The sequence below is a fragment of the Brucella sp. TWI432 genome (assembly GCF_039674445.1).
Taxonomy (GTDB): domain Bacteria; phylum Pseudomonadota; class Alphaproteobacteria; order Rhizobiales; family Rhizobiaceae; genus Brucella; species Brucella chromiisoli.
Genome location: NZ_JBDJNL010000026.1, coordinates 25,699 through 37,635 on the forward strand (window position 1 = coordinate 25,699; position 11,937 = coordinate 37,635).

Genomic DNA, 11,937 nt, shown 5'->3' on the forward strand with positions numbered 1-11,937 from the left:
TTTCTCCGGCATAACGCGTCCTGAAACATAGACTATAATAGAAGTTCGGAGCCCAAGGTGGAAAACAGCCTCATTCTGGTCGTCGAGGATGAGCCGGAAATCGCGCAAATTCTATGTGCTTATCTGGAACGGGAGGGATATCGGACGGTTCGCGCAGCTGATGGTGAAACAGCATTGCAACATCATACACTTCTCTCGCCAGATCTCGTTTTACTCGATGTGCGGCTCCCCAAAATGGATGGCTTTACCGTGCTTGGCCGTTTACGTCAGGCTGAAAACACACCCGTTATTATGATAACTGCACTGGCAGAGGATCTGGATCGGCTCAGTGGGCTGCGCTTGGGAGCGGATGATTATATTGTGAAACCGTTCAATCCGCAGGAGGTTGTTGCACGCGTTAAAGCGGTGCTTCGCAGAACCAACGCAGCCTTATCAGAGACGGTGCGCCGTTTCGGCAATTTCGAAGTCGACTTCAAGGCATATTCGGCTTTTGTACACACAGATGAAAGGCGTGTCCCCTTACAGCTCACCCTGAGCGAGTTTCGTATTCTCGCTTACATGATCCGCAGGCCGACGCATGCTTTTGAACGAGCCGATATTCTGGACGCCTGCTTGCCGGAAAGTGAAGCGCTTGAGCGGACGGTCGACACCCATATTTCAAATCTGAGGCGGAAGCTTGAAGAGCTGGGCCAGACTGGCTTTTTTTCGGCGGTGCGGGGCATCGGTTACCGCTTTTGTGATCCAAAATGAAGCTTCCTGCTCTTTCACTCGCTACACAGACAGCCGTCATTATTGCTGCGATGCTGCTGCTCAGTGTCGGATTGGCTTACGTAGGTGTTAATTGGTATTCGTCCTATCTTGAGGAAAGTCTGTTACAGACACTGCCAAGCGGTGCGGCGAATGCCTACCGGGACTTGAATGCGGGTGTATTGCCTGACACAGCGGGCCTCAAAGAGCTATTTGAATCACTCAATGGGCTTTCCGAACCTTTAGATTGGCATCTTTACGTTTCAGTTCTGGTATCCGGCCTGCTTTCAGCACTGATCTGCAGTGCGATAGGGATCTATTTGGCGAGAAGAATTGCGCAGCCACTTGAACAGTTAACAGTGGTTGCTGAAGCTTTGAAGTCGGGCGATTTTTCGGTCCGAATGACGGGCTCTCATAAGAGCACCATAGAAGTGTCGAGCCTTATTGATAGCTTTAATGCACTTGCAACAAGCCTTCAGGATATGGAAAACAGACTGCAATTCAATAACATGGCCGTTGCACACGAGTTGCGCACGCCGCTCACGATTTTGCGCGGCACAATGCAGGGCATGGTTGATGGCGTTTTTCCGATGGAAAAGAAGGCTTTGGAAAATCTTCTTTTGCAAGCTGAAGGATTGTCGCGAATTGTCGAAGACCTTCGAACATTATCCCTTGCAATCGGCCAGAAACTTGTCATCCACACCGAGCGGATAGAACTTTCCGGACTGATTGAAGGTGTTCTGCATTCTGCAAAGCCAATGTTTGATACAAGTCATATTGCGGTTGAAACGGCGCTGCAGCCGGTTGTTGTATCGGGAGATTCTCAGCGTATCCGACAAGCAATCTTGGCGCTTCTTGAGAATGCTTGCAGATATGCAGAAACGGGCGCGAGCCTGCGATGCGAAATAGACAAGCTGGATGATGGTTTTGTCGCAATTCGAATCCTGGATCGTGGTCCCGGCTTTCCAAAGGATATGTGTGGCGTTGAAGTGAAACCATTTTGGCGCGGGGAAATATCGCGATCGCGAGCCACTGGCGGAACAGGGCTGGGGCTTTCAGTGGTTCAGGCGATCGTGATCGCTCATGGCGGAAAGCTGGACCTGCAAAATAGATCTGTCGGCGGCGCATCGGTGTCGATCATTCTTCCGGGCCATGGTGACGATAACGGTAACCGGCATTCCGTCAATGAACCTTAGCGAATAGACAAAACGGGGGGCTCACTAGAGTATCCGTTTTATTCAAGCAATCATAGCAGGTATAACGACCATCACCGAAGGCAAAAGGCCAACGCATTACCCTCGCCGCCGACCGGGCCTATAATCTCGAAGCCTCTGTGGAGAGCTCGCGCCCGCAGCGCCTTGAAGAGGTGTTCGGCTGGATCAGGGCAAAGGCCAAGGTCCGGGGCAGACTGCTAAAGCGCATTCTGAAAACTGTGAACCGGCTTTCGAGTAAGATGCGCGTTTAAGCAATTGATTAGAGTGCCGATCAGATTGAAGCCGATCCAAGCGCACTCTAATCCGCCTGTTTACCCACTACGAGAGAAAAGCCAGACACTCTCACGTGGGATATCGACCCAGACCGGACCTTCTGGCAGCGCCTTGGGACCAAAAGCTTTTGCGGAGAAATCTCCGGCGCGCAAACGGTATTCCCAGCGATCACCAAGATACAAGCAGGCATCAAGATGCATTTCCCTGCGTTGTTGACCGGGTGCATCGTGCACTGCAATCTGTTCGACCCGGATCACGGCTTTGTCATCCTTTTCCTCGCTTTTGCCAACGATAACCCCATCCAAATGCCAGTTGGTTCCATGAATACTGGCCGCTTCACCTGTTCGACGGATCTCGCCATTGGCTATATTATTTGCGCCCAGAAAATCGGCTGCGTAGAAAGTTTTCGGCTTGGTGTAGATGTCTTGTGGCGTTCCTTCCTGAACGATAGCGCCATTGCGCAGCAGCAGGATGTTGTCAGAAGCAGCAAGCGCTTCCGATTGGTCATGGGTGACAAGTACTCCGCAGATTTCGAGATCCAGGATCAGTTTGCGGATCCAGTACCGTGCTTCCTCGCGCAACTTCGCATCAAGATTAGAAAGTGGCTCATCCATGAGAAGCACACGCGGTTCATAAACCAGCGCACGGCAAATGGCGACGCGTTGCTGCTGACCGCCGGAAAGCTGATCCGGATAACGCTCTGCAAGGTGACCAAGGCCAATCTTTTCCAGCGTTGCTTGCACACGCTTGCCTGCTTCAACCTTATTGACGCCGCGCAATTTCAGGCCATAGGCAACGTTCTCCATCACCGTGCGATGAGGCCAAAGCGCATAGGATTGAAACACAAGGCCAATATTACGGTTTTCCGGCGCAACAGTGAGCCCCTTACGACCATCCAACATCGGCTTGCCGCCAATGCTGATCAAACCTTCTTCAGGCTGCTCAAGGCCGGCGATGCAGCGCAACAAGGTCGTCTTTCCGCTGCCCGATGCACCAAGCAGCGAGACAATTGAACCGCGTTCAGCCGTAAACGATGCGCCTTGAAGAATATGAAGGCCGCCAAGATATTTGTGAACATCACGTACAACGAGTTCAGTCATGGATTTTTGCTCCCAGACGAAGGGCGAGACCAAGGCCTGCGCCGGTAAGAACGATACTGACAAAAGCGAGTGCTGCGATCGTGTCCATTGCGCCGGACTGGATCATCGAAACCATCAGAGAACCGATAACTTCGGTTCCAGCGCTCATGAGATAAATGCCGGTTGCGTAGTCGCGCAGAAAAACAATCATGATCAGTGCCCATGCACCGACAAGACCAGGGCGCACAATCGGAATGACGATATCGCGCCATGTTTGGCCAATGGTTGCACCTGTTGTGCGCGCTGCTTCTTCCAGTTCCGGGCTAACCTGAATGAGTGTGCCTTGCAGAAGCCGAAGCCCATAGGAAAGACCAACAATCAGATAAGCAATGAACAGGCTTATCAATGTCGTTCGAAGTGGCACGAGAAACGGAATGAACAGGAAGAGCCAGAAGAAGGCGAGACCAATGATCAGGCTTGGCATCGAACGCGGCAGCAAAACCATATAGTCAAGCACCGTATTGGACACATCACGATTACGATGGCCTGCAAGACCGACCACGAGGTAAATGGCGACCGCCGCAGCGCCGCCCACGACTGCAAGGATGACCGTATTGAGAACGCCTCGATAAAGGCTTGGAACTTCAATAAGGGCATTGAAATGCTTGACGGTGAGATGGGCGAAAGGATTGACGCCCTGCCCCCAGGCATCAACGAAAGCGCGCAATATGATACCGCCAATTGGCAAGATAACTGACAGGAAGAGCCAGAAGCCGATAATAGAAAGCGCAATGATTTGCCCTGCCTTACCAAGGCGCATAACAGTGGTGCGCGAACCTTTACCGCCAAGGGCCGCATATCGACGGCTATGACGCAACAGCCGACGCTGATACCACACCAACGGCAAGGTGAGGAGCACCAGCAACACAACCACAACGGCCATCAGCTGATAGGTTGGCACACCAAAAAGCGTGGTAAGCTTATAGATATAGGTGGTCAGAACATTAATGCCGCTTGGATCGCCCAGAACCAGAGGAACACCAAACATCTCAAAGCCGATCAGCAGGTTAAGGGCTGTTGCGAAGATGAGTGCAGGCAAAACCATCGGAACCGTAACATCCCAGCACACGCGCCAGACGGGTGCTCCGGTGATACGTGCAGCTTCTTCCAGATCAGAGGGCAGGTTGCGCATTGCTGCCGATACATACAGGTAAACATGCGGAACATGCGCAAGGCCGGTAACCAGTACAATGCCGCTCAGCGAATAGATATTCCAGGGTACGAAACCGAAAATATCACGCGCAAGAATTGACACAAATCCAGATGGCCCGATAGCGACCGTATATCCAAACGCCAGAACCAGTGCGGAAATAAACATCGGAACCAGCACGATGACTTCAAGCACCTTGCGAAACCGGACATCGGTACGCGTGAGCAAGAAAGAAAGTGCCGCGCCAAGAGGAACGGCAATCAGCACCATGCCCACAGCCATGATGATCGTGTTCCACAAGGAGTCATAAAACATCGGATCAACGAGGATATATTCATAGGCACTGAGCCCCAATTGAGCATTCGCACTGAAAAACGGCCCATCGAGAAAGCTCTGATAAATGATCAGACAAATCGGTGTGAGGACACACAGTGTCAGCAACCCGATCACAAGCCGCCTGAACAACAGCGCTTCACCGGGTGCGCGCGGTGTCTTCAGACGCACCTGGCGAGGCACTTCGCGGGTCAGCTTTTGGGTATAGATATCCGCCGGCATGGATTGCAACCTCCGGGAAACAAGCGATTTTCAAAATGGAACTGCCTGACGGCAATGGTGCTCCGTGAACCGGGCAGGCATCCGTGTCTTCACGGGGGAAAGACGCGATGCACTGGCCCGGCTCCGGGAGGAGCCGGTTTAAACCGACAGGGCTTGGATAATGATCAACCCTTCAGCGCTGCGCGCCATGCATTGAGAAATTTCATTCGCTTCATAGGGTCCATGAATTGCAGAAGGGTTTCATCAAGCGCGATCGGCTTGAGGTTGCCACCAACCATCTCATTGAGCGTATCGATATTATAACCTTCTGTCGCATCCTTACGCAGCGCAGGCATTCCCTTGGAAGCAAGGGCTGTCTGGCCTTCCTGCGAGAGCAGGAAATCGACAAAGAGCTTTCCAGCGTTCGGATGCGGCGCATCTTTCAGAACACCGGTAACGCGTGAGAAGGCTGGCGTATAATCCTTGCCGAAGGCCACACCGAGATTTGGCGCACTCTTTACCCAATCCAGCGCATACGAACCGATCAGATTGTAAGCAAGGACATTCTCACCCGAAACCACAGTCTCACGCATCGAGCCAGTCGAGGAGTAGGACTTTCCCTTAGCCTTGCCAAGCGCTTTGGTCATATCCCAAAAGGTGTCGGTATTGTTCATATCGTTGGTCTGAATGAGAAAACCAACGCCGGATTTCTCGGGATCAAAAGTCGCGATACGACCGTTATAGTCACCGCTGGAAATGAAGTTAATCAGGTCTTCGCGCGTTTGCGGAACTTTGTCTTCCGGCAGCGCTGTCTTGTTATAGATCATGCCAATCGGCTCGATCGATGTCGCATAAACGATATCTTTATAAACTGCCCAGCTCGGCAGTGAGGGACTTTCCGCTGATTTAAATGCTTCCAGATAGCCATCGACAGCAAGTTTTACGCCCTGATCCATTGCCGAGGTCCAGAACACGTCGCCACCCACTTGCTTTGCAGCAGCTTCCGAAATCACACGATTATAAACGCCGTTTGTACCAATATCGTTATAATCAACGCGGATATCCGGATACTTTTTTGCAAACGCATCAAGCGCTGCCTGCGCTTGCGCCTGATCGGTAGCCGAATAAATGGTGACTGAACCTTCTTTGCGAGCCGCCTCAACGAGGTCATCGCTCGCAGCCAGCGCTGGCATAGCAAAAGCCAATGTCGCAGCGCACATTATCAACGCATAAGAGAAAGATTTTTTCACGTTCATAGTCCTCCCAAAATTAGTTCTCAATTTCGAGGGGAGAGACATCGCACGATTTGAAACGCTTTATATTTATAAAAAAGCAGTTTTCGCTTCGATTTTACTGAAAAAACGATAGCACTTCCGCTTCTCTCGAAGCAGACTAAAGTTTTTATAAAATCGACATCCTCCCAACAACATAGGAAACCCATTCGCTCCCACGAGCGGATCACCTCAATACATAGATTGACTGCCGAAACTGTCAGCAACCTGTCAAAACCGGGCAGGATTTTATTGCTATCGGTAATTTTTCATGTCATCTATAAATCATGCGCATCCTATTGGTTGAAGACACCCGGGATGTCGGGGAGGCAATCAATCAACGGCTGGAGCGAGTGGGACACTCGGTTGATTGGGAAACAGACGGGCTAGCCGCAGCTGAAATTCTCGACTTTACCGATTATGATCTGATCATTCTTGACGTCATGCTGCCTGGGCTTGATGGCTTTGAGATATTGCGTCGCGTCCGCGCGGCGAAAAAAGTCGTTCCGGTTCTGATACTAACAGCACGCTCCGAGATCGAAGACCGGGTCAGCGCGCTCGATCTTGGCGCAGACGACTATCTGGTTAAGCCTTTTGATTTTCGCGAGCTCGAAGCACGGGTGCGTGTTTTGTTACGCCGCAACAGTGGCGAAACAACCAACATCATTTCTTGTGGCAATCTGCAGCTTGATCGGCAAAGCCGTAACGTACACATAGGCAATCGTGAGGTTCAGCTGAAACGACGCGAAATTGCGATACTGGAAGTTTTTGCGACCCGCCCGGGCCGACTGTTCAGCAAGGATGAACTGATGGATGCTCTGTTTGGCTTCGACGAGGGCGTCAATCACAATGCGGTCGAACTTTACATCTCCAGAATACGCAAAAAAATCGAAGGATCCGGCGTTTCGATTGTTACGCAGCGCGGTATTGGCTATCAGCTGGTGATTGATGAGAACGCGTGAACCATCGCTTTTTTCACGCCTTATCGTTCGTGTTGGCGTGGTTTTGCTCATTGGCGCGAGCATCCTGATCACCGCTGCCTGGTATTATGGTCGGACAGCCGCCAATAAGACCTATGATCAGTTATTGCGGGGCGCAGCCCTTCAGATCGCTGACGGCATTACCCAGACTGATGGCAAGCTGATCGTCAACTTGCCGTCTTCAGCGTTTGAACTTCTTGGCTTTGCAGAAAGAGACCGTATTTTCTATCGCATTGTAGGACCGGATGGAGCCTTGGTCAGCGGTTATCCTGATCTCAATATTAAGGACGATCTCATTGCTGCGCGCCGCAATCCGAAATTGGAGACTGAACACTATCGCGGTGCGGAAGTTCGCGTCATCACTGTCGCGCGCGCACTTGCCGATCAAGCGCAAAGTGGATGGGTCTATGTGGTTTTGGCCCAGACGACTGAAGCGCGCCGAGCGCTTGCGGGTGAGATAACGCAAAGGGCGATGTTTATTGTTGGCATTATGATTTTGCTTGGGCTGGGCGGGACCTTTCTGGCGGTGCGTTATGCACTGAAACCTGTAACCAACCTCGCCCATGCACTTCGCCTGCGTAACCCGGAAGATTTGACTCCAATGCAGACGCCTGCACCGCAAGAATTGCAGCCTTTTGTGGGTGCAATCAATCATTTCATGACACGGCTGGACCAGCGTGTTGTACGCCTTCAACAGTTTATTGCAGATGCTGCCCACCAGATACGCACGCCGTTAACGGCTCTTTCCGCGCAAGTCGATATGCTCGACGAAGATCGAATGAGCCAGAGTGATCGCGAGCGCACTCAACGGATTAAAACACGCACCAGTGAATTGGCTCGATTGACCAATCAATTGCTTAGCCACGCCATGGTTATCCATCGTTCCGGCATCATCAAACTTGAGAACGTGAACCTTGTTGAAGTGGCGCGCGTGGCATTCAACCACACGATCCCGCTAACCGTTGACCCGGACATGGTCATTTCTTTTGAGGCAGGGCGACCGGATTTAATTGTTAAGGGCGACCCGGTCAGCTTACGGGAAGCCATTGCCAATATCATCAGCAATGCACTGCGCCATGGCGCCATTTCGCGTCTTGATGTGCGCGTCATGAAGTTTGGCAAGCGCATTTGCGTGGAAGTCGAAGACGATGGCCCCGGCATTCCGCCAGAGAAATGGGATCAGATGTCGCGCCGTTTTAATGCTGCTTCGTCCAACGCGGCTTCTGCATCGGGACTTGGTTTCGCTATAGCCGCTGAAGTTGCGCTTGCACACAACGGCCTGATCCGATTCCGGGAAAAAGGCTCGGCGGGCTTTACGGTGATACTCGACCTGCCAAGCGCATCGGAGAACCCAGCTTGAAAACCTATTTTCTAACTGCCCTGCTCATAACCATAGCGATCACTACAGCACACGCTCAATCAGATGAGGGTACAACGACCCATTTTCCGGCATTCGGCAAAGAAACAGGTCGGCTTGTGATCAAGGGTGCGGCTGACACCTCGGCCTTAAAGCCATTGATACGCGATTTTCAGGAAGAAGAGCCACATATTGCAGTCGACTACACAGACTTCGTGACCAATGATCTCTATCTAGAAGCAGATGAAGCATGTCGTGAAGGTCAGAATTTTGGTGATCTGCTGATATCCTCCTCTTTGGATCAGATGGTGAAGCTTGCCAATGACGGATGTGCGCAGCCACATATTTCTGCGCAAACACGAGCAATGGAAAACCACACCAACAATTGGCGTGATGAGGTTTATGGTTTCACCTTCGAACCATCTGTCATCGTGTATCACAGCGATTACGTCTTGCCGCAGGACGTTCCGCACACACGTGGCGAGCTTGCCGACCTTCTGCGGCGTAAGCAGGAATATTATAGAGGACATGTTGCAACATATGATTTACGGCAATCGGGAGTTGGCTATCTTCTCGCCTTCCTCGACGCAGAGCAAAACTCCACGGCTTATGGGCGGCTGCTGGAGAGCATGAGCCGGGTTGATACGCAACTTCGCTGTTGCAACAATTCGATCTTATCCGACATCGAAGATCGAAAAATATATATAGGTTACAATATCATAGGGTCTTACGCATATGCCGCGAGCCTACGCAATCCAAAGCTGAAAATCGTATTGCCACGCGATTACACGCTCGTGTTGAGCCGTGCTGCACTCATCCCTCAGAAAGCGAAACATCCTGAACTTGCAGCACGTTTTATCGATTATCTTCTATCCGAGCGCGGCAGGCGGGTCGCCCGAGAAAAAGCATTCTTCTTTTCGCGAGATGGCGCTCTGCCTTCAGGGGTTGATGGCCCTTCATCGCTGATCGAAAGCGGCGTTGGTCGCCTTGTGCGCATCAGTCCAGCGCTACTTGCAACGCAGGACGCCGCACAGCGAAGAAGATTCATCGACGAATGGATTGAAGTGATGGCAGCAAAAGATAGTCATAAAACAGAATAATCATAGGCTGGTATAACAGGCGCTCATCGGAAAAATTTGGAATATTCCAGTCAAAGTATAGAGCCACACTCGCAGCCAAAGAACTCCCCATACCCACCGGCGCAAGGTAAATGCAACAACACTTCTTCGCGCCCCTCACATAGATAAATTTAGAGGTTATCAAAGGCGGTTTATCGACCGCCCGTGGGGCATAGAAATAATTGATTATGCTTGTGATTAATCTATCGGAAATATGCTTGAATTCGGCCCGAATAATTATAATTATGACGTTCTGAAAAACTAAATATTTAAAGAAAAGGGTAAAGATCAGGTGGCCAGCAGCAGCGATCCGACATTCGCATTACTAAGATTGAATCCTGCTAAATGGCAGTGGAGCAGAGCAATACGATCTTTTGTTTGTATTGGCGCACCCTTTACACTGGGCTTAATTCTTGGTGACATCATGACTGGCATGTGGATTGCCATGGGGTGCCTGATGATGATCACGGGGGAGAGTTCAGGCAGCTATCGCTCCATATTTGCAAAGATACTCATTTCCGCACCTTTGGGCGCACTCGGCTATCTGTTGGGCTACCTTGGATCCTTGCCGTGGGGTGCGGTGGTTGTCTTGATGATGGTTGTTGGATTTGCATCTGTTTTGTTAAGTACTAAGAGTAGAGCGCTATCCATTGGTACGTTGCAAACCCTGCTTCTCGCTTCAATTGCCCTTGGTGTTCCTGCAATTTCTCCCTTTTGGGAACCTGCACTTCTCTATCTGGTGGGCGCTTTATTTTACGCCTTGGTACTCGGCGTTGAAGTCCTGATCCGGGGCTGGCATGCACATGATGAGCCAACGAAAACGGCGCCCAGCACTGCATCACATGCATCCAACACAACTTCTTTGCCTACCGCTTTCGCCTTCGCTGTTTGCCTTGGTGCAGCATACTCGATTCATTGGTTCAATCACGAAGCACACTGGTTTTGGGTGCCACTGACGGTCGGTCTCGTAATGAAGCCTGATTTTGGCTCTATCAGAGATCGCGCAGTTCAGAGAATTATTGGTACTTTGGTAGGTGTGCTGATCGGCGCTCTGGCGCTTGCGCTCACCCCGAAGGGCTTGGCTTTGATTATCCTGATGTCTCTGCTCGCCGGAATATTGCCTTGGGCGATGCAACGCTCTTACGTTTTGCAGGCAATTTTTCTCACACCATTAATTTTGATACTTGTTGACATCATTGTTCCCGGAACGCGCGATATAGATTATGGAATGCAGCGGCTGATCGATACTGGAATTGGAGGCATCATTGTCGTTGTTTTGGGCTTCTTGCCACTCAAGTACATACAACCCAAACCAGCAGACCTTTGACCGCAGTTTTAGTTGAGATTATTAAACGAAGGCTTTTCATTGCTACGTCTCTGAACTCGCTCGGCTGCTTTCACGCCCGAGCGAGAGAGCGTATTTTATATCTTCATTCATAGGATGATCTCGGATAATCACGCTTTACAATGCAATCTGCAGTAACGCCGGATAAAGTGTCAGTTGATTGACACCCGATTTTGCGTGACGTTGCCCCCAAGTTTTATCCAGTTTTGAGTTCGCTCCAGCGGTTTTGGGTTGCTGTATTCGGGGCGGTAGCGGCGGGTTGCGGTGCGGAGCCGTTCCGGCTGCGCAGCACCGCACCACGTCGCGGGTTGATTGTCTGAGCGAACTCGGCGGGCGTCATCCAGCCGAGTCCAGAGTGTGATCGATGATCGTTGTAATCGCTGGGCCAGTGTAAAAGCGCTGATCGTGCATGGGGCAGTGACGAGAAGAGCGTTTCATTCAGAAGGTGGTCATCGCGCCATCGGCGGACGGCAAATCGGCCGACCTGACCATTCACGGCCATCTGGCCGCCGTTCTCGCGTCGATGCAGGCGTTCCAGGAATATAATGCCGGTTTGACAGAGCGACATAGAAACGAGTTCGCCCGCCGGGTCAGGGCGGGTGAGTTCAGTAGTCAGTCGGAGAAGCTGGCACATCTTGAACGTTTCCGTGCCGTTCTCGCCGATGCGGAGGCTGACTGGAAGCTGTTACAAGTTTCGTTGGTTGCGGGGGCAGGATTTGAACCTGCGGCCTTCAGGTTATGAGCCTGACGAGCTACCGGGCTGCTCCACCCCGCGCTATTTTTTGAACTATTCGGGTCATGATATTATT

The 11,937-nt window shown here is 51.4% G+C and carries 10 protein-coding genes and 1 tRNA gene; 6 read left to right on the forward strand and 5 right to left on the reverse strand.

The annotated features are described in order from the left end of the window. The first annotated feature begins 57 nt into the window (after positions 1 to 57). Both ABE527_RS19965 and ABE527_RS19970 read left to right on the forward strand, forming a co-directional pair. The gene (locus ABE527_RS19965; RefSeq protein WP_265985915.1) at positions 58 to 750 is read left to right on the forward strand and encodes a response regulator; all 693 of its coding nucleotides are present in this window, start codon (positions 58 to 60) and stop codon (positions 748 to 750) included. Then, on the forward strand, positions 747 to 1,943 hold the full coding sequence (locus tag ABE527_RS19970; protein WP_499698085.1) for an ATP-binding protein: 1,197 nt from the start codon (positions 747 to 749) through the stop codon (positions 1,941 to 1,943). Before ABE527_RS19965 ends, ABE527_RS19970 begins: the two co-directional genes overlap by 4 nt. Before the next feature lie 329 nt (positions 1,944 to 2,272). Here the strand turns inward: ABE527_RS19970 and ABE527_RS19975 are convergent, their stop codons facing one another. The 3 genes from ABE527_RS19975 to ABE527_RS19985 all read right to left on the reverse strand — a co-directional run bounded on the left by ABE527_RS19975 (position 2,273) and on the right by ABE527_RS19985 (position 6,313). Beyond that, positions 2,273 to 3,334 carry an ABC transporter ATP-binding protein gene (locus tag ABE527_RS19975; RefSeq protein WP_499698086.1) on the reverse strand — a complete coding sequence of 354 codons (1,062 nt, stop codon included), beginning with the start codon at positions 3,332 to 3,334 and terminating at the stop codon, positions 2,273 to 2,275. After that, positions 3,327 to 5,078, reverse strand: a complete 1,752-nt coding sequence (locus ABE527_RS19980; protein ID WP_499698087.1) for an ABC transporter permease — start codon at positions 5,076 to 5,078, stop codon at positions 3,327 to 3,329. Before ABE527_RS19980 ends, ABE527_RS19975 begins: the two co-directional genes overlap by 8 nt. A 164-nt stretch (positions 5,079 to 5,242) precedes the next feature. Beyond that, positions 5,243 to 6,313, reverse strand: a complete 1,071-nt coding sequence (locus tag ABE527_RS19985) for an ABC transporter substrate-binding protein (RefSeq protein WP_499695467.1) — start codon at positions 6,311 to 6,313, stop codon at positions 5,243 to 5,245. A 302-nt stretch (positions 6,314 to 6,615) separates the two neighbouring features. Between ABE527_RS19985 and ABE527_RS19990 the strand changes: the two genes are divergently transcribed. The 4 genes from ABE527_RS19990 to ABE527_RS20005 all read left to right on the forward strand — a co-directional run bounded on the left by ABE527_RS19990 (position 6,616) and on the right by ABE527_RS20005 (position 11,110). Further along, positions 6,616 to 7,290: a response regulator transcription factor gene (locus ABE527_RS19990; protein WP_499698088.1), complete on the forward strand. Its 675-nt coding sequence runs from the start codon at positions 6,616 to 6,618 to the stop codon at positions 7,288 to 7,290. Then, positions 7,277 to 8,668 (forward strand): sensor histidine kinase, encoded by a 1,392-nt coding sequence (locus tag ABE527_RS19995; protein WP_499698089.1) that lies wholly within the window; start codon positions 7,277 to 7,279, stop codon positions 8,666 to 8,668. Before ABE527_RS19990 ends, ABE527_RS19995 begins: the two co-directional genes overlap by 14 nt. Beyond that, a complete protein-coding gene (locus ABE527_RS20000; protein WP_499698090.1) occupies positions 8,665 to 9,765 on the forward strand; it encodes an ABC transporter substrate-binding protein in 1,101 nt (366 codons plus the stop codon). The genes ABE527_RS19995 and ABE527_RS20000 overlap by 4 nt, the downstream gene beginning before the upstream one ends. 310 nt (positions 9,766 to 10,075) lie before the next feature. Next, the gene (locus ABE527_RS20005) at positions 10,076 to 11,110 is read left to right on the forward strand and encodes an FUSC family protein (RefSeq protein WP_499698091.1); all 1,035 of its coding nucleotides are present in this window, start codon (positions 10,076 to 10,078) and stop codon (positions 11,108 to 11,110) included. A gap of 214 nt (positions 11,111 to 11,324) precedes the next feature. On the opposite strand, the gene ABE527_RS20010 is transcribed toward ABE527_RS20005, so the two are convergent. Both ABE527_RS20010 and ABE527_RS20015 read right to left on the reverse strand, forming a co-directional pair. Beyond that, positions 11,325 to 11,762 carry an integrase core domain-containing protein gene (locus ABE527_RS20010; protein ID WP_499698092.1) on the reverse strand — a complete coding sequence of 146 codons (438 nt, stop codon included), beginning with the start codon at positions 11,760 to 11,762 and terminating at the stop codon, positions 11,325 to 11,327. A 64-nt stretch (positions 11,763 to 11,826) separates the two neighbouring features. After that, positions 11,827 to 11,903 (reverse strand) — tRNA-Met (locus ABE527_RS20015). Between the last annotated feature and the right edge of the window lie 34 nt (positions 11,904 to 11,937).